At 62.9% G+C, this 19,551-nt stretch carries 16 protein-coding genes and 1 riboswitch; of the genes, 11 read left to right on the forward strand and 5 right to left on the reverse strand.

Going from position 1 to position 19,551, the window contains the following annotated elements; translation table 11 throughout:
* Positions 1-51 precede the first annotated feature (51 nt).
* The 4 genes from dnaK (at position 52) to HJY11_RS02615 (ending at position 7,250) form a co-directional block, all read left to right on the forward strand.
* Positions 52-1,911 carry a molecular chaperone DnaK gene (dnaK, locus tag HJY11_RS02600; RefSeq protein WP_208074529.1) on the forward strand — a complete coding sequence of 620 codons (1,860 nt, stop codon included), beginning with the start codon at positions 52-54 and terminating at the stop codon, positions 1,909-1,911.
* Positions 1,912-2,073: 162 nt separating this feature from the next.
* On the forward strand, positions 2,074-3,234 hold the full coding sequence (gene dnaJ / locus HJY11_RS02605; RefSeq protein WP_208074530.1) for a molecular chaperone DnaJ: 1,161 nt from the start codon (positions 2,074-2,076) through the stop codon (positions 3,232-3,234).
* 564 nt (positions 3,235-3,798) lie between these two features.
* Positions 3,799-3,896, forward strand: a riboswitch (purine riboswitch).
* A 124-nt stretch (positions 3,897-4,020) separates the two neighbouring features.
* On the forward strand, positions 4,021-5,361 hold the full coding sequence (locus tag HJY11_RS02610) for an NCS2 family permease (protein ID WP_208074531.1): 1,341 nt from the start codon (positions 4,021-4,023) through the stop codon (positions 5,359-5,361).
* Between the two features lie 110 nt (positions 5,362-5,471).
* A complete protein-coding gene (locus tag HJY11_RS02615) occupies positions 5,472-7,250 on the forward strand; it encodes an adenine deaminase (RefSeq protein ID WP_208074532.1) in 1,779 nt (592 codons plus the stop codon).
* 151 nt (positions 7,251-7,401) lie between these two features.
* Here the strand turns inward: HJY11_RS02615 and HJY11_RS02620 are convergent, their stop codons facing one another.
* Complete coding sequence (locus tag HJY11_RS02620; RefSeq protein ID WP_208074533.1) at positions 7,402-8,085, reverse strand: 5'-methylthioadenosine/adenosylhomocysteine nucleosidase; 684 nt, start codon at positions 8,083-8,085, stop codon at positions 7,402-7,404.
* Between the two features lie 161 nt (positions 8,086-8,246).
* Here HJY11_RS02620 and HJY11_RS02625 point away from each other — a divergent pair, with 161 nt between their 5' ends.
* The 3 genes from HJY11_RS02625 (at position 8,247) to HJY11_RS02635 (ending at position 10,212) form a co-directional block, all read left to right on the forward strand.
* Positions 8,247-8,786: a rubrerythrin family protein gene (locus HJY11_RS02625; protein ID WP_208074534.1), complete on the forward strand. Its 540-nt coding sequence runs from the start codon at positions 8,247-8,249 to the stop codon at positions 8,784-8,786.
* A gap of 124 nt (positions 8,787-8,910) precedes the next feature.
* Complete coding sequence (ybaK, locus tag HJY11_RS02630; RefSeq protein ID WP_208074535.1) at positions 8,911-9,402, forward strand: Cys-tRNA(Pro) deacylase; 492 nt, start codon at positions 8,911-8,913, stop codon at positions 9,400-9,402.
* 45 nt (positions 9,403-9,447) lie between these two features.
* Positions 9,448-10,212 carry a hypothetical protein gene (locus tag HJY11_RS02635; RefSeq protein ID WP_208074536.1) on the forward strand — a complete coding sequence of 255 codons (765 nt, stop codon included), beginning with the start codon at positions 9,448-9,450 and terminating at the stop codon, positions 10,210-10,212.
* A 34-nt stretch (positions 10,213-10,246) separates the two neighbouring features.
* On the opposite strand, the gene HJY11_RS02640 is transcribed toward HJY11_RS02635, so the two are convergent.
* Positions 10,247-11,641 carry an MATE family efflux transporter gene (locus HJY11_RS02640; protein ID WP_208074537.1) on the reverse strand — a complete coding sequence of 465 codons (1,395 nt, stop codon included), beginning with the start codon at positions 11,639-11,641 and terminating at the stop codon, positions 10,247-10,249.
* Positions 11,642-11,655: 14 nt separating this feature from the next.
* Positions 11,656-11,823, reverse strand: coding sequence for a hypothetical protein (locus tag HJY11_RS02645; RefSeq protein WP_208074538.1), 168 nt, complete (start codon positions 11,821-11,823; stop codon positions 11,656-11,658).
* Positions 11,824-12,152: 329 nt separating this feature from the next.
* Between HJY11_RS02645 and HJY11_RS02650 the strand changes: the two genes are divergently transcribed.
* The gene (locus HJY11_RS02650; RefSeq protein WP_208074539.1) at positions 12,153-12,761 is read left to right on the forward strand and encodes a TetR/AcrR family transcriptional regulator; all 609 of its coding nucleotides are present in this window, start codon (positions 12,153-12,155) and stop codon (positions 12,759-12,761) included.
* Positions 12,758-13,345, forward strand: coding sequence for a hypothetical protein (locus tag HJY11_RS02655; RefSeq protein ID WP_243764144.1), 588 nt, complete (start codon positions 12,758-12,760; stop codon positions 13,343-13,345). The genes HJY11_RS02650 and HJY11_RS02655 overlap by 4 nt, the downstream gene beginning before the upstream one ends.
* 364 nt (positions 13,346-13,709) lie before the next feature.
* On the opposite strand, the gene HJY11_RS02660 is transcribed toward HJY11_RS02655, so the two are convergent.
* On the reverse strand, positions 13,710-15,056 hold the full coding sequence (locus tag HJY11_RS02660) for a sodium-dependent transporter (RefSeq protein WP_208074540.1): 1,347 nt from the start codon (positions 15,054-15,056) through the stop codon (positions 13,710-13,712).
* 413 nt (positions 15,057-15,469) lie between these two features.
* Entirely contained in the window at positions 15,470-16,564 is a 1,095-nt protein-coding gene (gene ychF, locus HJY11_RS02665) for a redox-regulated ATPase YchF (protein WP_208074541.1), read from the reverse strand.
* Positions 16,565-17,162: 598 nt separating this feature from the next.
* Here ychF and HJY11_RS02670 point away from each other — a divergent pair.
* Both HJY11_RS02670 and HJY11_RS15065 read left to right on the forward strand, forming a co-directional pair.
* Positions 17,163-17,849 (forward strand): response regulator transcription factor, encoded by a 687-nt coding sequence (locus HJY11_RS02670; protein ID WP_021659545.1) that lies wholly within the window; start codon positions 17,163-17,165, stop codon positions 17,847-17,849.
* A gap of 71 nt (positions 17,850-17,920) precedes the next feature.
* A complete protein-coding gene (locus HJY11_RS15065; protein WP_208074543.1) occupies positions 17,921-19,483 on the forward strand; it encodes a HAMP domain-containing sensor histidine kinase in 1,563 nt (520 codons plus the stop codon).
* The last annotated feature ends 68 nt before the right edge of the window (positions 19,484-19,551 follow it).

Here is a 19,551-nt window from a genome sequence, read left to right on the forward strand (position 1 = left end):
CCCACAACCATACAGAACAGATTGACGGATTTGAAATAGGAGGAAACGACAATGGGAAAAATCATCGGCATTGACTTGGGTACAACCAACTCTTGCGTGGCGGTCATGGAGGGCGGCGAGCCGGTCGTCATCGCCAACGCCGAAGGCGCCCGCACCACCCCCTCGGTGGTGGCCTTCACCAAAGACGGCGAGCGGATGGTGGGCCAGGTGGCCAAACGCCAGGCCATCACCAACCCCGAGCGCACTGTAATGAGCATCAAGCGCCACATGGGCAGCGACTACCACGTGGCCATCGACGGCAAGAACTACACCCCCCAGGAGATTTCAGCCATGATCCTGCAGAAGCTGAAAGCCGATGCAGAGGCCTACCTGGGCACCACCGTCACCGAGGCGGTCATCACCGTGCCCGCCTACTTCACCGACGCCCAGCGCCAGGCCACCAAGGACGCCGGCCGCATCGCCGGGCTGGACGTGAAGCGGATCATCAACGAGCCCACCGCAGCCGCCCTCTCTTACGGGGTGGACAAGGAGGACGACCAGAAGGTCATGGTCTACGACCTGGGCGGCGGCACCTTTGACGTCTCCATCATCGAGATGGGCGACGGGGTGCAGGAAGTGTTGGCCACCGCCGGCAACAACAAGCTGGGCGGCGACGACTTTGACGACCGGATCATCAATTACCTGGTGAGCGAATTCAAAAAGGACAGCGGCATCGACCTCTCTTCGGACAAAATGGCCATGCAGCGGCTCAAAGAGGCCGCCGAGAAAGCCAAGATCGAGCTGTCGGGGATGGCCCAGGCCAGCATCAACCTGCCCTTTATCACCGCCGATGCCACCGGCCCCAAACACCTGGATATGACCCTCACCCGCGCCAAGTTCAACGAGCTCACCGCCGATTTGGTGGAGGCCACCATGGTCCCGGTGCGCCAGGCCCTCAAGGACTCCGGCCTCTCCGCCAGCGATCTGCACAAGGTGCTGATGGTGGGCGGCTCCTCCCGGATTCCCGCCGTGCAGGAAGCGGTCAAGAACTTCATCGGCAAAGACCCCTTCAAGGGCATCAACCCCGATGAGTGCGTGGCCATCGGCGCCGCCATTCAGGGCGGTGTGCTCGGCGGCGACGTGGAGGGCATCCTCCTGCTGGACGTCACCCCCCTCTCCCTGGGCATCGAGACCATGGGCGGCGTCTCCACCAAGATCATCGAGAGAAACACCACCATCCCCACCAAGAAATCCCAGATTTTCTCCACCGCAGCCGACAACCAGACCTCGGTCGAGGTCCACGTGCTGCAGGGCGAGCGGGAGATGGCGGCCGACAACAAGACCCTGGGCCGCTTCCACCTGGACGGCATCGCCCCCGCCCCCAGAGGGGTGCCCCAGATCGAGGTCACCTTTGACATCGACGCCAACGGCATCGTCCACGTCTACGCCAAGGACCTGGGCACCGGCAAGGAGCAGAACATCACCATCACCTCCTCCACCAACATGTCCAAAGACGACATCGACAAGGCCGTGAAGGACGCCGAGGCCTTTGCCGAGCAGGACAAGAAGCGCCGCGAGGAGATCGACGTGAAAAACAGCGCCGACCAGATGGTCTACCAGACCGAGAAGAGCATGGCCGACCTGGGCGACAAGCTGCAGGGCGAAGAAAAATCCGCCCTGGAAGAGAAGCTCACCGCCCTCAAGAGTGCCATCTCCGGCGGCAATGTGGACGAAATGAAGCAGAAGACCGAGGAGCTGCAGAAGAAGTTCTACGAGGTGTCCGAGCGGGTCTACAAAGAGGCCGCCGCCCAGCAGCAGGCCGCCGGCGGGGCTCCCGGTGCAGATGCCGGCGCTGCCGGCGCCCAGTCCGCACCCAATGACGACGGGGTGGTGGACGCCGACTTCACCGAGGTGGACGACGACAAGAAATAAGTTGCTGCGCCCAAAAGCAGTGCGCCACAGGCCGACGAGCAGAGCAGTCGGCCTGTTTGGCGGCAGGGGCTGCGGTGGACGCTGCGCCGGGCCTGTGCTATACTGGTACGGCAAAAGACCCCCCTTCCCCCGCTACTTTAAAAAGGAAACAGGTGGTATCCATTGGCAGATAAACGCGATTACTACGAGGTTTTGGGCGTCTCCAAAAGCGCCAGCGACGACGAGCTAAAAAAGGCCTACCGCAAACTGGCGAAAAAATATCACCCCGACCTCAACCCCGGCGACAAAGAGGCCGAGGCCCACTTCAAAGAGGTCAACGAGGCATACGAGGTGCTCAGCGACTCTGCCAAGCGGCAGCGGTACGACCAGTTCGGCCATGCCGGGGTGGACCCCAACTATGGCGCCGGCGGCGCTGGTGGGGCCTATACCGGCGGCTTCGGCGGGTTTGACGACCTGGGCGACATCTTCGAGAGCTTTTTCGGGGGAGGCTTTGGCGGCGGCGGCCGCGGCCGCCGCCAGAACCCCAACGCCCCCCGCCGGGGCGGGGACAGCCACATCAACGTGGTGCTGGACTTCTTCGAGGCCGCCCACGGCTGCACCAAGACCGTAGAGGTGCAGAAACAGGAAGCCTGTGACGAGTGCGGCGGCACCGGTGCGGCCAAGGGCACCACCCCCAAGACCTGCCCCGACTGCGGCGGCACCGGCCAGGTGACGGTGGGCCAGCGCACCCCCTTTGGGGTGATCCAGTCCACCCGGCCCTGCTCCCGCTGCGGCGGCACCGGCCAGATCATTGAGAAACCCTGCTCCAAGTGCCGCGGGAGCGGCCGCAAGACCGTCACCCGCAAGGTGGAGGTAAAGATCCCCGCCGGCATCGACGACGACCAGACCATTGCCATGCGGGGCTATGGGGACGCCGGGTACAACGGCGGCCCCAGCGGCGACGTGATCGTGGTGGTCTCGGTCCGCCCCGACCCCCTGTTTGAGCGGCGGGGCTTCGACGTCTGGTGCGACGTGCCCATCAGCTACTACACCGCCGTCATGGGCGGCGAGGTGGTGGTCCCCACGGTGCACGGCAAGGTCAAGTACCAGATCCCCGAAGGGACCCAGCCCGGCGCCACCTTCCGCCTCAAGGGCAAGGGCATCCAGTACCTCAACGGCCGCGGGAAGGGCGACCAGTACGTCAAGGTCACCATCGAGGTGCCCAAGCGCCTCAACCGCGAGCAGAAGCGGGAGCTGGAGGAGTTCGAGCAGTCCCTCTCCATCGAGCAAAACTACGAAAAGCAAAAGAGCTTTCTCGAGCGCATCAAAGACCTCTGGAAGTAGAGGCCTCCGCACAGGGTCCCGGCCATTTGGCCGGGACCCTGTTTTTTCGCCCGCGTCTCCTCTGGGCGGAGGGCGTGGGCAAAGGGGGCTGCCCAGCGGTGACAGCAAACCGGCGGCGCGGCCATTCACAGGGGGGTCTGCCCACTCCTGTTTTGCACGGCCTCGCAATATGGGGCGTCCGGCGGTAGAGAGGGGAAAGGGACCAGGCAGGGAGGGCGGTGGAGTTTTCGGGAAGGGGGGCTGGCCGGAGAGAGGGGGAAGAGGGGGTCTCCGGCGAAGAAGGCCCCCTCTCCCCGCAGAAGGGAGTTTGCCCAGCAGCTTGGCAAATCGTTTTTACCTAAAATGAGTCCTCCTTTTGTCAAGAACGGGAAGACCCATGCAATGTAGATGACCCCACAAAAGGGAGGTAAAGGGTTGGCCGGTTTTTCAACATCCTGCATGAATTTTTGGAGAGATGCAAAATACAGAATACAAAAATTTGTACAAAGGAACAAATTTCGCCCCATTTTTGCCGCCCACTTTCGGCGCGCCCTCCCCTTGCTTTTGGGGGAGGGGCTGGGGTATACTCGTGGTGTCGCTGGTTGCTATATAATACCCGAATATGGCGGGTAGTTTCTACACTTCACCGTAAATGAAGTACTATGGCTAACTTCTCACCGGCCGGGCGGAGCTGTCTCTCCGCCTCCGCCGGCCGCGTGCGTGTTGTGAGTTGTCCATTTAGTGACTGCCGACGAAAGCTGCAGAAACCAAAACAACAACCCGAAACGCGAAAAGAGGAGGAAAACTATGGGACAGCTGTCGAAATTTTTCGGCCTGCGCGAGCGAAAGACCTCGGTCAAGACCGAGGTGATCGCCGGACTCACCACCTTTATGACCATGGCGTATGTGCTGGTGGTGCAGCCCAGCGCCATTGTGGGATTTGGCGCGGTGCCGGCCATCGTCGACATCAACGGAATTTCTGTATCCAAAGAGGCCGTCGTGGTCACCTGTGCGGTGATCAGCGGCCTCATTACTTTGCTGATGGGGCTTTACGCCAACATGCCCTTCGCCCTCTCCACCGGCATGGGCAGCAACTTCATGCTGGGGGCGCTGCTCCAGTCGGGCAGCATCTCCTTTGGGCAGATCATGGCGGTCATCCTGGTCTCGGGCCTCATCTTCCTGGGGTTGTCGGTCTTCGGCATCCGCGATCTGATCGTGCGGATGATTCCCAAAAACATCAAGCTGGCCATCGGTTCGGCCATCGGCTTCTTCATCGCCTACCTGGGCTTCAAAAACACCGGCATCGGGGTGTTTGAAGGGGGCATCGGGCTGGGCGATTTTCGCTCTCCTCCGGTCATCCTGGCGGTGGTGGGGCTGCTGGTCATCGCCGCCCTCACCGCCTTCAAGGTCAAGGGGGCCATCCTCATCGGCATCGTCGCCACCACCCTGTTGGGCATCCCCTTCGGGGTCACCACCCTTCCCACCCAGCTCTTCAAGCTGCCCGACTTCAGCCAGGTGGGCAACCTCTGCTTCCAGTTTGACTTCACCGGCCTCTTCACCCCGGCCTTCATCGTGCTGATCTTCATCGCCTTCTTCGGCGACTTCTTCTCCACCCTGGGCACCGTGCTGGGGGTGGCGGGCAAGGCGGGGATGCTGGACGAGGACGGCAACCTGCCGGGCATCCAAAAGCCCTTCTTGGTGGACGCCATCGGCACCTGCGTGGGCGCCCTCACCGGCTGTACCACCATCACCACCTATGTGGAGTCCTCCTCTGGGGTCGAGGCGGGCGGCCGCACCGGTCTCACCGCCGTCACCACCGCCGCCCTCTTCCTCCTCTCGGTCTTCGCCGCCCCCCTGTTTTTGATGATCCCCGACGCCGCCACCGGCCCGGCGCTCATCTTCGTGGGCTTTTTGATGATGGCCGACATCGGCAAGATCGACTTCTCCAACTTCTCCGAGGCATTCGGTCCCTTCGTGATGATCCTCTTTGTCATCTTCACCGGCTCCATCGCCAGCGGCATCGCCGCCGGCATCCTGGCCCACGTCTTCATCAAGTGCATCACCGGCCGCTTGAAAGAGGTCCATCCCGGGATGTATGTCCTCTGTGTGCCCCTTGTCCTCTACTTCCTCTACAACACCCCGCTGTAAGGCGGCGTAGAGCTCATCCGAACACCCTGCGGAGAGAGACCGGCACCCGGGCGCCCCTTGCAGCGGGCGGCGGCCGGGGCCGGGGAAATGAGAAAAGGAGACCTGAAAAGATGAAATACCAGCCCAAAGATAAGCGTGCCCTGTTGCAGGCGGCCCTGGGCCGCATCCCCTGCGACCTGGCCATCGCCAATGTCCAGTACGTCAACGTCTTTACCGGCGAGGTTTACCCCGCCACCGTCTTTGTCCACCAGGGCTTTGTGGCCCACGTGGAGGCAGGGGACCCCCAGGCGGACCTGCACCTGGCCAAAGCAGTCTACGACGGCCAAGGCCGCACCCTGGTGCCCGGCTTCATCGACGCCCACGTCCACGTGGAGAGCTCGATGCTGACCCCCCGCAACTTCGCCGCCGCCGTCCTGCCCCACGGCACCACCACTGCCGTCACCGACCCCCACGAGATCGCCAACGTCGCCGGGGAGGAGGCGGTTCACTACATGCACGACGCGGCTCTGGGTCTGCCCATGCGCCAGCTCGTCAACATCCCCTCCTGCGTCCCCTCGGTCCCCGGGCTGGAAAACGCCGGGGCCACCTTTGACGCCGGCACCATCCATCGGCTGGCCAAGCTGGAAAACGTACACGGCCTGGCCGAGGTGATGGACTTTGTCGGAGTGGTCGAGGGCGAGGAGCGGATGATGGAGATCATTGCCGCCGCCGAGGAGGAGGGACTCTACCTGCAGGGCCACCTCCCCCGCCAGACCGGGCGGATGGTCTCCGCCTACCGGGTGGGTGGTCCCTGGACCTGCCACGAGTCCACCACCAGCGAGGAATCGGTGGACAAGATGCGCGCCGGCATCTATGTCGACGCCCGGGACTCCTCCATCTCCCGCAACGTCACCGCCGTTTGGGAGGGGGTCAAAAATTTCCCCTGCCTGGACCGGCTGACCTTCTGCACCGACGACAGAGAGGCCGACGACATCCTCTACGTGGGACACATCGACGATGTGGTCCGCCATGCCGTCAGTCTGGGGATGGACCCGGTCCTGGCCATCCGCAGCGCCACCCTGCTGCCCGCCCAGGCCGCCCGGCTGGACAACCTGGGGGCGGTGGCTCCCGGCTATGTGGCCGACTTCCTGCTGCTGGACGACCTGCAAAACCTCCAGGTCAAGGAGGTCTTTACCGCCGGACAGAAGGTGGCGGAGGACGGGGCCCTGCTGGTGGAGATCCCCCAACAGCCCCACCCATTCGAGGCGGTCAACTCCATGGACGTACCCGATCTGACCGCCGACGACTTTTTCCTGGCGGCCCCCGCCGGCTGTGGGGAACAGGTGGCGGTCAACGTGATGACCTACGGCGATATGGAGGTCTCCACCGCCGACGCCGTGGTGGAGACGCTGCCGGTCAGAGACGGCCGGGTGGACATCTCCGGCGACAGCGATCTCTGTTACGCCATCGTCATCAACCGCTACGGGAACGGCACCCTGGCCAAAGGGGTGGTGCGCGGCTTCGGCCTGGAGCGGGGGGCCGACGGCTCCACCGTCTCCCACGACTGCCACAACCTGACCATTGTCTACAAGACCCCGGAGGACGGCTACGCCGTCTACAAAAAGCTGCGGGAGTGCGGCGGCGGCATCGCCTGCGCCGCCGGGGGAGAGGTCCTCTGCGCCTTCCCCCTGCCGGTGGGCGGGCTGATGTCAAACCTCTCCTGGGAGCAGGTGGCGGCCCAGTCGGTGGCCATGAAAAAGGCCCTGCGCCAGGTGGGGCTGCAGCAGAAAAACCCCCTGCTGCGCATTGCCACCCTGGCCCTGCCGGTGATCCCCAAGGTAAAAATCAGCGATTTGGGACTGGTGGACGTGCTCAAAAAAGAGTTGATGCCCCTCTTCCCCCAGGCGTAGAGGCTTCGATAGAAAAAAGAGGACTGGCTTTGCCAGTCCTCTTTTTTGCGGCGCAGAGAGGAAAGGCGCCCGCTGACCCTCCCCGCCGCCGGCCTTCCGCAAAAGCCACCCTCCGCAAATCAAACAGGAGGGGAACTCCCCCCCCCTCCAGTTACGCCAGCCCTTGAATGACCCGCACCAGCAGTTCGGCGCTCAGTTCGGCGGCGCGGTCGGCAAAGTCCTCGTAGATGCTCTCGGCCTCGTCGTCGGCGGTGTCCGACAGCAACCGGATCACCCCGAAGGGCACCCCGTTTTTGACGGCGGTGTGGCCCACGGCCGCCCCCTCCATCTCGGCGCAGTCGGCGCCGGTGCGGGCGATGATGTCGGCCTTGACGGCACTGTCGCTGACAAACTGGTCCCCTGTGGCGACGACGCCCCGCTTGTAGCGCACCCCGCCGATCTGGTCGAGGCAGCGGCAGATCTGCGCCACCAGCGCCCCGTCGGCCTTGAGCACCGGGGTGTAGGGATGGCACTGGGCGAAGATGGAGGGGTCAAAGTCGTGGTAGAGCACCTGCTCGGCCACCACCACGTCCCCCAATCCCAGGTCGTCGGCCAGGTTGCCGGCAATGCCGGTGTTGAGCAGGGCGTCCACCCGATAGCGCCCGCAGAGGATCTGGGCGCTGATGGCGGCATTGACCTTGCCGATGCCGCTGCAAGTCAGCACCACCTGCCGGTTCCCCAGCTGGCCCGAGAAGTAGGTGCCGCCGGCCACCACCTCCTCCTGCAGGTTTTTTAAGTTGGCCCGAATGAGGGCGATCTCCTTTTCCATTGCGCCGATGATCCCGATGGTCTGCATCTCTTGTCTCCTCCTGTTTTGCGCCCGGTGGGCGTCTGTCTCGTTTGAAAATTGTACCATATCCGGCTGCATATTGGTACCCCGAACCGCCCATATTCAAGGGTGAAAAACACCGGGCGGCAGGGCGTGTCTCTGCGCCCCCAAAATGGGAGGAATTTACTATGGAACTGCAAAACAGCCAGACCCACGACAACCTGTTGGCCGCCTTTGCCGGGGAGGCACAGGCCCACCTCAAATACCTGCTCTACGGCAAAAAGGCAAAAGAGCAGGGGTACGAGCAGTTTGCCGACCTCTTCAACCTCACCGCCGCCAACGAGCGCGCCCACGGCGAGATGTGGTTTGAATACCTCAAAGGGGGCGAGGTCCCCGGCGTCGCCGACAGCCTGGTGGACGCCGCCGAAAAGGAGCACTTTGAGTGGAGCGAGATGTACAGGGAATTTGAAAAGACCGCCAGGGAAGAGGGGTTTGTCGCCATTGCCGAGCGCTTTCGCCTGGTGGGGGAGATCGAGAGGAGCCACGAGGAGCGCTACAACCAGATGAAACAGAACCTGGACGGCGGCGAGGTGTTTCAAAAGCCCCAGGCCGAGACCTGGATTTGCAGAAACTGCGGCTATATCTGCACCGGGATGAAGGCGCCGGAGAAGTGTCCGGTCTGCCACTACCCCCAGAGCTATTTTGAGCTGGAGGGTGGCAAGCTGTAACCGATACCTGTCAACAGGGGAGGGGCCTGCCGGGCCCCTCCTTTTTTTGATGCTGTGCACTGGCCGCCCACCGGGGAACGTGGTATACTAAAGCCCGTGACAGAGAAAGGGGAGGGGCGCGCCCATGGGCAGGGAGAAAAAAACGGAAAAAACCAACGTGATGCGCATTTTGGAGCGGGAGGGGGTCCCCCACCAGACCCACGCCTACGACCACCGGGACGGGGTGATCGACGGCCAGGGGGTGGCGGCCAAACTGGGGCAGGACCCGGCGCAGGTCTTTAAGACCCTGGTCTGCCGGGGCCACAGCGGCAGCTACCTGGTCTTTTGCATCCCGGTGGCCGCCGAGCTTGACCTGAAGGCGGCGGCCCGGGCGGCGGGGGAGAAGAGCGTGGAGATGCTTCCCGTCCGGGAGTTGAACCGGGTCACCGGCTACGTGCGGGGCGGCTGTTCCCCCGTGGGGATGAAGAAGCCCTACAAGACGGTGGTGGACGAGAGCTGTCTCCTCTTTGACACCATCCTCTTCAGCGCCGGTAAAATTGGTTTTCAGGTGGAGTGCGCCCCCGGCGACCTGCTGAAGCTGGTGGACGGTGTCACCGCAGAGATTGCTGTACTGTAGTTATAAGACGATAATATACGATTTGTATTGATTGGAGGCGGGACAATGGTGGAGCCGGGCAACCCCCAGCGCTTTGAGGAGGCCCGCCTGCTGGTGCAGGGGGGCGATCAGTTGCGGGCGGGGATCGGCACCCTGGGGGAGAAGAGCCTGCACGCGATTTTAAAAAACTACTTTGAGCCTGTGGGCGAGAACCAGGAGACCCGGGTCGGCGGCTTTGTGGCCGACATTGTGGGCAGTGAGGGGATTTTTGAAATTCAGACAAAGGGCTTTGACAAGCTGCGCAAAAAGCTGGCGGCCTTTTTGCCGGTCTGCCCGGTGACGGTGGTCTACCCGGTGGCCCAGCTCAAGTGGGTCAACTGGGTGGACCCCTTCAGCGGCGAGGTGGTGGCCCGCAACCGCTCCCCCCGCCGGGGACAGGCGGCAGACGTGTTTTACGAGTTGTATAAAATAAAGGATTTTTTACAAACTGAGGGGCTGCGGTTCTGCATCCCCCTGTTGGAGGTGGAGGACTACCGCCTCCTCGACGGATGGGACCGCGCCAAAAAGCGGCGGGCCACCCGCAGCGACCGGGTGCCCACCCGGCTGTTTGGCCAGGTGTGGGTCTCCAGCTGGCAGGAGTGGGGGGAGCTGATCCCCCCCGACCTGCCGCGGCTGTTCACCGCCAAGGACTACGCGAAGGCCGCCCGCCAGCGGCTGGAGATGGCCCGCCGGGCGCTGAATGTGCTGGCCTCCCTGGGGTTGGTGGAGCGGGCGGGGAAGGCGGGTCGGGCCTACCTCTACCAGCTGCCCGCAGAGATGGAAAACGGCTGAGAGCGATTTGCTCTCAGCCGTTTTTTGCGCGGGGCTACTGGGCAGCGACCTCCTCAGAGGGGGCGGGACGGACAATTGCCTTGTCCTTCCAGCGGCCGGTCAGGTAGCGGATGGTGGTGCCGATGCACTCGGCCAGCCAGCCGATGACCACCGCGATCCAGATTCCGGTGTACCCGATAATGGGGGAGAGGGCCAGGGCGGCAATGGTCTTGGAGGCAATGCCGGAAAGGGCGAAGACCATGAAGAGGTTGACGTCCCCCGCGCCCTTCATCACCCCTTCAGCGGGGAAGAGCAGGGCCATCAGGAAGTAGGAGGCAGCCGAGTAGAGCAGGTAGTTGGCCCCGGCGGCGATCACCGCTTCGGCCCCCTCCCCACTGACGAAGATGGAGCAGAGGGGCCCGCCGAAGAGAACCACCACCCCGGCCATCAGCAGGGCAAAGCCCAGGGAGATGAGCAGGGAGTAGCGGTAGCCGGTCTTGACCCGGCCCACCTTCCCGGCGCCGATGTTCTGGGCGGTGTATCCGGTGACGGCGGTGCTGATGTTGACCATGGGCATCATGGCCAGGCTCTCGATCTTCATGGCGGCGGTGTAGGCGGCCATGATGACGGGGCCGAAGCCGTTGACCAGGGCCTGCATGATCATCATCCCGGCGGAGATGGCGATCTCCTGCGCGGTGGTGGGGATGGCCAGCTTGATCATCTGTTTGAGCAGGGTGGGGGAGAACTGCCGGCGCAGGGGCTCGGCATCCAGCTTTTCCTCATCGGCCGCGGCGATGGCCGCCAGCCGTTTTCGCAGGGCAAAGAGGGCCAGCACCGAGGAGACTGCCTGGGAGATGACGGTGGCAATGGCCACCCCCGCCACCCCCCAGCCAAAGCTGATGACAAACCACAAATCCAACACAATGTTGGTGATGGAGGAGATGATGAGGAAGAGAAGCGGGGTCTTGGAATCCCCCAGCGCCCGAAAGACCGAGGAGAGGATGTTGTAGGTAAAGGTGAACACCAGCCCCAAAAAGTAGATGTAGATGTACTGTTTGGACATGTCCATCAGGGACTGGGGGGTGTTGAGCAGGCGCAGCAGGGCGGGGGTAGCGAGGATGCTCACCGCCGCCAGCACCAGGGAGAGGGCGACGGAGAAGGCCACGCAGGTGACGATGGAGTGGCGCACCTCCCGCTTGCGGCCGGCGCCGAAGTACTGGCCGATGAGGATGGAGGCGCCGTTGGAGAGGCCGAAGGCGATGCCGGTGATGGCGAAGGTGATGGCGTAGGAACCGCCCACCGCCGCCAGGGCGTCGGAGCCGACGAAGTTGCCCACCACGATGGAGTCCACCATGCTGTACAGCTGCTGAAAGATGTTTCCGAATAAAATGGGAAGGGCAAAGAGAAAGAGGATCTTTCCCGGATTGCCGCGGGTCATGTCTTTTGTCATATCGATCATCCTTTCTAAAAAAGTGTATCCTGCGCCGCAATCACCCCGGGCAGGGGCGGGGAGAAAAGCCCGAAAAAAGACAAAAAAACAGCAAGGCGAAGCGGCTGCAACGCGTTGCTGCTGATCTTGCGAATGGCGAAAAGGGCAGAAAAAATAGGCAGAAGAGACAGCTCGCGCGTCAAACCTCCTACCACCGGTCCTCGGCAGTTGCGCCGATGTCCAGTCCCAGTATAGACAGCTTTGGATGGGAAAGTCAATAGAGAAGCAAAAGACTGTCAGTTTGACCAATGTTGGACGGTAGTGCGCAGCGAGATGGCTAAAAAATGTTGTCAAAAGAGGGCGGAAGGGCCGTCTCATCGGACAGAAATGGGGGTGGACGGGGAAAACGGCGGGGGCTGCACTGCCGCGGTGAGGAGGCGGCAAAAAAGCTCTTGACGGATTGAACGCTGTTCAGCACAATAAAGACAAAACTGAACGGCGTTCAAACAGGGCGTGTTTGGGGAGGATTGGGATGGAAGAGAAAAATTTGTCGGCCGGGCGGGACTGCCCGGTGCGCGAGCGGATTGTGGAGGCCACCTGCGCCCTCATCGAGGAGAACGGGGGCGAGGTGCGGGCCGTCACCACCCGGGCCATTGCCGCCCGGGCCGGGGTGGGGGTGGGGCTGATCAACTACCACTTTCAGTCCAAAGACAGACTCATTGAGCTCTGTGTGCAGCGGGTCATCTGCCGGGTGGTGGGCAGCTTTCAGCCGGCGCAGGACGGCCCAGCAGGGGAGCGGCTGTCCGTCTCGGCCGTGCAGGTGTTTGAATTCCTGGCCGCCCACCCCCAGGTCTCCCGCATCTCGATTCTGGGGGAGATGCAGCGCCCCGCCGCAGGGAACAACAGCGACAACACCCGCCGGGGGTTTGCCGGCATCCTGGGGGCCGGCGGGGACGAGGGGCGGAAAAACCTGCTGGCCTTTGCCCTCACCGCCTCTCTGCAGGCGGCCTTTCTGGCCGGGGAGGAGTTTGAGAAGATGCTGGGCTACCCCCTCGACACTTCCGCCGGGCGGGCGCGCTTTGTTAAAGACCTGGTGGCCCTGCTGACGGACGGCCTGCAGGAAGGAGGGCAGGGGAGGTGAACCGGGCGATCGGCCGGGTGGCCGCGGCGGTCAACCTGCTGTCGGTGGTCGTCTTCGCCCTCTCGGTGCTATCGGGCTGCCTGTTTGTCAGCTATTTGAGCAGCATTTTCATCGCTTTGAGCTTTCTAGCGATGATGGCCGTCTTTGCCCAAAAGGGGGGTGTGGCCGGGTCCTGCGCCCTGGGTTTTGGCGGGATGTACGCCCTCTGTAACGGGGTGGTCTACTTTGCCCAACTGGGGGCGGTGCGTCGGGGATTAAGCGAAGGGGCCGCCGCCCTCCTGGACTTTCAGCGCTTTGGCCTCTTTTTTGACTTGGACCTGTTCGGCTACGGGCTGATGGCCCTGGCCACCTTCTTTGCCGGGCTCACCATTGCCCCCCGGTGCGGGGAGGAGCGGTGGCTCAAGGGGCTGCTGTTGGGGCACGGCGCCTTTGCCCTGGGCTGCTTTGTCCTCCCCATCCTCGGGGCATTTGGGCCGGAGATGGAGGGCGGTGCGTGGATTGGCACCGCTCTGTTGGAGGGCTGGTGCCTCTACTTTGCGCCGGTGGGGGTGCTTTGCTGGCGGTATTTCGGCAGGCGGTGTTAGGCCGTCAAAAAAACAGGGGCGGCAACGCGCAGCTGCCGCCCCCTGTTTTTTGCAAAACGGCCCTCGCCGGGAGATGGCCACGGCACAAAGGGGGCCGGCGCGGTCGGTGAGGGGCTGCCGTCCACCTGGTTAAAAAGCGGCATTTCGCCAAATCCGCCTGCCGTCAACTCGTCTTGGGAGGGGGGCTGAGCGGGGGCGGGGTAGAGTTGGTTTTGGAGATTGTAGCGGCGGCAGCCCCCTCGGCGATGATGACCGTTCGAGGGGTTGCCCGCCTCGGCGCAATAGGATGCTGTTTTGAAGGCAGATAGGGAAAAAAGCCCCTGCGCCCAAAAGGGTGCAGGGGCTTTTTGGGGGGAAAAGGGGGTCAACCCCCGATGAGCCCCATGACAAAGATGACGGCGATGAGGATGGGCGCCACCCAGCGGATGAGGAAACCGTAGATCCGGCGGATGGCAAAGCGCTTGCCGCAGCGCTCCACCTCCTCGCTCACCTTGTCCACCCCCCAGACATGGCCCACAAAGAGGCAGGTGGCCAGGGCGGCCAGGGGCATGAGGATCTTGTCGGTGAGAAAGCCCATGGCGTCAAACAGGTTCATCCCCCCGATGGTAAAGCCGGAGAGGGGACCCATGGAGAGGCTGGCAAAGACCCCGATGAGGGCCATCAGCCCGCCCATCACCAGGGTGGCGGTGCGGCGGCGCCAGTGGAAGGTGTCAATGAAGAAGGAGGCGACCACCTCCAGCAGGGCGATGGCGCTGGTGAGGGCGGCGATGAAGACCAGAAAGAAGAAGGCCAGCCCGAAAAAGCGCCCCAGTGGCATGGAGTCAAAGACCGCCGGCAGGGTTTTGAAGATGAGGCCGGGACCGCCGGTGGGCTCCATCCCAAAGCTGAAGACGGCGGGCATAATGGCCATCCCCGCCAGCAGGGCCATCAGGGTGTCCAACCCCACCACAGTGCAGGTGTCCTTGGTGATGTTGGTGTCTTTTTTCAGGTAGCTGCCGTAGGTGATGGCGATGCCCAGCCCCAAACTGAGGCTGAAAAACACCTGTCCCATGGCCAGTACGATGGAGTTTATCAGGGCTTTGGGGTCTTGGAGGAGGGCGGTGTCGGGGACAAAGAGGAACTTGATCCCCTCCATCGAGCCGGGGAGGGTCACTGACCGCACCACCACCCCGATGAGGAGGACAAAGAGGAGGGGGAGCAGCCATTTGCTGCAGGTCTCAATTCCCTTTTGCACCCCGCCGATGACCACGACCACGACCACCGCCATGAACAGCAGGTGCCAGACGACCGGCTGCACCGGGGAGGAGACAAAGGCGTCGAACGCCGCCCCGTCGGAGATGTTGGCGCCGGTGAGGTAGCTGCCGATGTACTTCATCACCCAGCCCCCCACCACGCTGTAATAGGAGAGGATGATGAAGGCACAGGCGATTTCCAGCACCCCGACAAAGGACCATTTCTTGTCAATGCTGCGGAAGGCGCCGATGGCGTTGAGCTGGGTCTTGCGGCCCACTGCCATCTCGGAGAGCATGATGGGAATGCCCAGCACCAGGGCGAACACCAGGTAGAAGACGATGAAGAGCCCGCCCCCGGAGATGCCCGCCACATAGGGGAATTTCCAGAGGTTGCCCAGGCCGATGGCCGACCCCGCAGCGGCCATGATAAAGCCCAGGGAGCCGCTGAAATGGCCGCGGCCCGCTTTTTTCTTGTCCATGTTGTTTCACACTCCTTTATTGATCCGGTTCCCCCCCGGGGAACGCAAAAAAAGCCCCGCCCCTTCACAGTGACGCGAAGGGACAGGACAAATGTTTCCTGCGGTACCACCCAACTTGGCGCAAAGAGCGCCCAACTCTGCGGGATGCAAACACATCCCCGGCCGATAACGGGGCCTGCCGTGGCGGACTACTGGGGAACTCGCCCCGTTCACCCGCCCTCTCAGGGGCGACTGGCCCCACCCCGCTCGCCGCCGTGCTCACACCTGCCACGGCTCTCTGAAGGCGCTTGGATGGGCTTTTTCCCCGTCGGCGATTTGACACCAGCGGTCTGGTCTGGCCGCCGGCACCCAAGCGCCGGCGGAATGGGTTTATTATAGCGGCGCCCTGCCGGTTTGTCAAACAGGATTCGGGATCAGACGTTGAAGCGGAAGAGGACCACGTCCCCGTCCTGCATCACGTACTCCTTCCCCTCGGAACGAACCAACCCCTTTTCCTTACAGGCGGCCATGCTGCCCTGGGCGACGAGATCGTCAAAGGCCACCACCTCGGCGCGGATGAAGCCCCGCTCAAAGTCGGTGTGGATCTTGCCGGCGGCCTGGGGGGCCTTGGTGCCCTTTTGGATGGTCCAGGCGCGAACTTCGGGCTTGCCGGCGGTCAGGTAGGAGATCAGGCCCAGCAGCTCGTAGCAGACCTTGATGAGCCGGTCGAGGCCCGACTCCTCCAGCCCCAATTCCCCCAGAAAGAGGGCCTTGTCCTCGGCCGACATGTCGGCGATGTCCTCCTCGATCTTGGCGCAGATGGGCAGGGAGAGGGCCCCCTCCCCCTGGGCCAGGGCGCAGAGCTTTTGGTAGTTTTCGTTTTTTGAGATGTCGCCGATGAAGTCGTCTTCGCTCATGTTGCCCACGTAGATGACCGGCTTGTCCGAGAGCAGGCCCATGGCGTCGATGAGGGCCTTCTCCTCCGGCTCACAGGGGAAGACCGAGGCCCGCTTCCCCTCTTCCAGGTGGGCTTTCAGCCGCTCCAGCAGCTGGGCCTCGGCGGCGTAGGACTTGTCGCCCTTGGCCAGCTTTTGGGCCTTTTGGATGCGGCGCTCGACGATGTCGAGATCGGAGAAGATCAGTTCTAGGTTGATGGTCTCCACGTCCCGCAGGGGGTCGACGCTGCCGTCGACGTGGACGATGTCGCCGCTCTCAAAGCAGCGCACCACGTGGACAACGGCGTCCACCTCGCGGATGTGGGAGAGAAACTTGTTGCCCAGCCCCTCGCCCTTGGAGGCGCCCTTCACCAGTCCGGCAATGTCGACAAACTCGATGGTGGCGGGGGTGAACTTGTCGGGCTGGTACATCTCGGCGAGCTTGTCCAGCCGTTTGTCGGGGACAGCCACCATCCCCACGTTGGGCTCAATGGTGCAAAAGGGGTAGTTGGCCGACTCGGCCCCGGCGTTTGTAATGGCGTTGAAAAGGGTGCTTTTGCCCACGTTGGGCAGACCCACGATTCCCAGTTTCACGTGCAAATCCCTCACTCTTATTCCAATTGGGCGGCTCTGGGCGGGACAGGGGGACCCGCCGCCTGGCGCTTTTAACAGTATAGCACAAATGCCCGCTTGGTGGAAATGCCCCCCTGTGAATTTGCCGCCCCTTTTTGCAGTTGGCAGAAAGGGGGGAGCTTGGCCTTCTCCTGCGAGCACCCGGCCTTCACCGCCGAGGGCAGCCAGGAGTGGTGCTGTGGCGGAGAGGGGGCTCCCCTTTATTGGCCGGCGAACTGCGCCGGCCGATGCTGCCGGTGCGCGCCGAGAGGGAGAAGAGATAGGGCCTTTGGCCCCAAACGGGCGGTCTGCCGTGCGGCGGGTCGCCCGTTTTTTGCCGCCGTGCGGGGAGGGACCGCAAAAAAGTGCTGCGGCGGGGAAAAAACAGGGGAAATTCTATGGTTTCTTTTGCCGATCCGTACTATAATAAATGGTAAATAGACGCCCTCACCGCGCCGTGCGGCAAACATTTAGAAACTGTTCACCTTTCGCGCCGAGCAGTCGCTATAATGGGAAAATAGAAGGTGAGGCGCCGGGCGGCGGCCTGCCCGGCGGCAAAGAAACCGGAGGGGATTTACGCGTGGAAAAGATTCTCGTCGTGGACGACGACAAAAACATCTGTGAACTGCTGCGACTGTATATCGACAAAGAGGGCTACCAGACCGTTGTGGCCTACGACGGCAAACAGGCCCTGAAACTCTTTGAGGAGGAGGCCCCCTGCCTGATCGTGCTGGACGTGATGATGCCCGAGCTCGACGGCTGGCAGGTCTGCCGGGAGATCCGCAAGTCCTCCGACGTGCCCATCATCATGCTCACCGCCAAGGGCGAAACCTTTGACAAGGTGCTGGGGCTGGAACTGGGGGCCGACGACTACGTGGTCAAACCCTTTGAGTCCAAGGAGATCGTGGCCCGCATCAAGGCGGTGCTGCGGCGCACCGGCACCCGCGCCCAGGCCTCCGACGTGAAAGAGGTGCGCTACGACAAGTTGGTGGTCAACCTGACCCGGTACGAGTTGAAGGTGGACGGCAAGATTGTGGACACCCCGCCAAAAGAGCTGGAACTGCTCTACCACCTGGCCTCCAACCCCAACCGGGTGTACACCCGCGACCAGCTGCTGGACGAGGTGTGGGGGTTTGAGTACTACGGCGACTCCCGCACGGTGGACGTGCACATCAAGCGGCTGCGGGAAAAGTTGGAGGGCGTCTCCGCCCAGTGGTCGGTCAAGACGGTGTGGGGCGTCGGCTACAAGTTTGAAGTAAAGGACTAGCGCGCAAAAAGCGGTGCAGACGGGGGCGGAAGGCCCCCGTTTTGCGACTGAACAGAAAAGGGGGCGCCGAGGTGCGAAACGGGATAGTCAAGCGATATTTTTTCACCTGTGTGTCGGTGGTGCTGGTCAGCATTGTGGTGCTGGGGGCGGTGTTTTTGGGCCTGTCGGCCCAGTACTTTAAGGACGAGCGCCAAGACCAGCTGCTGATCATCGCCCAGCGGGCGGCCGAGCGCACCAATTCGGGGCTCACCACCAGCGACGGCAACTCCTATCTGCTGGACTTTGACACCCTGCGCCAGGGCTACCGGCTGCTGATCTCCACCCAGGAGGACGCCGACCTCTTCATGACCGACGTCAACGGCGCCACCGTCCTCTGCACCGAGGGGACCCGCTGCGCCCACACCACCTACCGGGTGCCCGCCGAGGTGCTGGAGAAATCCTCCCAGGCGAGCGCGGCCAAGGGCTACCGGGGAATGGGGACCCTGGGGGAGATCTACAAGCGCCCCCACTATGTGGTCAGCGTCCCCATCACCGGGGAGGACGGCTACATCATCGGCTACGTCTTCGCCGCCTCGCCGGCGGACGAGCTCTCGCAATTTTTGGTGGACGTGCTGCGGATGTTCGCCATCGCCGCGGTGGTGGTGCTGGCCATCTCCTTTGCGGTGATCTACTACACCACCAAGCGGCTGGTTTCCCCCCTCAAGGAGATGGCGGGCTACGCCGCCCGCTTCGGGCAGGGGGACTTCTCGCAGACGGTGCCGGTGACCTCCGACGACGAGGTGGGCCAGCTGGCCATGGCCCTCAACAACATGTCCTCCTCTCTGGCGGTGGTGGAGCAGACCCGGCGCAACTTTGTGGCCAACGTCTCCCACGAGCTCAAAACCCCCATGACCACCATCGGCGGCTTTGTGGACGGGATTTTGGACGGGACCATCCCCCCAGAGCGGCAAAATCACTATCTGGGCCTGGTCTCCAGCGAGGTGAAGCGGTTATCCCGCCTGGTCAGTGGCATGCTAAATGTGTCCAAGATCGAGGCCGGAGAGATGACCCTCAACGCCGTCCCCTTCAACATCTGCGAGGTGATCTTTACCGCCCTGCTCTCCTTTGAACAGCAAATCGAGCAGAAGTCCATCGAGATCGAGGGGCTGGACGTGGACAAGGTGATGGTGGAGGGCGACCGGGACCTGGTGCACCAGGTCATCTACAACCTGGTGGACAACGCGGTGAAGTTTGTCAACGAGGGGGGTGTCATCTCCTTTGGGTTTGAGACGGTGGGGGGCTACACCTTCACCGCGGTGCGAAACAGCGGCGAGGGGATTCCCAAAGAGCAGCTGCAGCAGGTGTTTGACCGCTTCTACAAGACCGACCGCTCCCGCGGGCTGGACAAAAAGGGGGTTGGGCTGGGCCTCTACATCGCCAAGACCATCGTCAACCGCCACGGCGGCGACATCGTGGTCAGCAGCAAAGAGGGGGAGTACACCGAGTTCCGCTTTTCCCTGCCGGCGGCCAAGCCGCTGCGGGCCAAGCGGGCCGCCAAGGGCGAGGGCCGGCGGGAGGGCCAGCCGGCAGACGCCCCCGCCGAGGCAGAGGGCCAGCAGTCCCCCGGACCGGGGGACGGGGACAGAAAAATTTAAAGGGATTTCACCGTTCTGTCACATCCTATTGGTACAATCAAATGCGTAATATTCAAAATTAGGAGGCC

This window comes from Bittarella massiliensis (ex Durand et al. 2017), from assembly GCF_017566145.1.
Taxonomy (GTDB): Bacteria; Bacillota; Clostridia; order Oscillospirales; family Ruminococcaceae; genus Bittarella; species Bittarella massiliensis_A.

Bases quoted from the DNA above. Each gene is read 5' to 3' on its own strand.
- HJY11_RS02625 (WP_208074534.1), top strand. From the start codon at position 8,247: ATGGAACTGCAAAACAGCCAGACCCACGACAACCTGTTGGCCGCCTTT.
- dnaK (WP_208074529.1), top strand. From the start codon at position 52: ATGGGAAAAATCATCGGCATTGACTTGGGTACAACCAACTCTTGCGTG.
- HJY11_RS02615 (WP_208074532.1), top strand. From the start codon at position 5,472: ATGAAATACCAGCCCAAAGATAAGCGTGCCCTGTTGCAGGCGGCCCTG.
- HJY11_RS02650 (WP_208074539.1), top strand. From the start codon at position 12,153: ATGGAAGAGAAAAATTTGTCGGCCGGGCGGGACTGCCCGGTGCGCGAG.
- HJY11_RS02640 (WP_208074537.1), bottom strand. From the start codon at position 11,641: ATGACAAAAGACATGACCCGCGGCAATCCGGGAAAGATCCTCTTTCTC.
- HJY11_RS02620 (WP_208074533.1), bottom strand. From the start codon at position 8,085: ATGCAGACCATCGGGATCATCGGCGCAATGGAAAAGGAGATCGCCCTC.
- HJY11_RS02635 (WP_208074536.1), top strand. From the start codon at position 9,448: ATGGTGGAGCCGGGCAACCCCCAGCGCTTTGAGGAGGCCCGCCTGCTG.
- HJY11_RS02660 (WP_208074540.1), bottom strand. From the start codon at position 15,056: ATGGACAAGAAAAAAGCGGGCCGCGGCCATTTCAGCGGCTCCCTGGGC.
- ybaK (WP_208074535.1), top strand. From the start codon at position 8,911: ATGGGCAGGGAGAAAAAAACGGAAAAAACCAACGTGATGCGCATTTTG.
- HJY11_RS02610 (WP_208074531.1), top strand. From the start codon at position 4,021: ATGGGACAGCTGTCGAAATTTTTCGGCCTGCGCGAGCGAAAGACCTCG.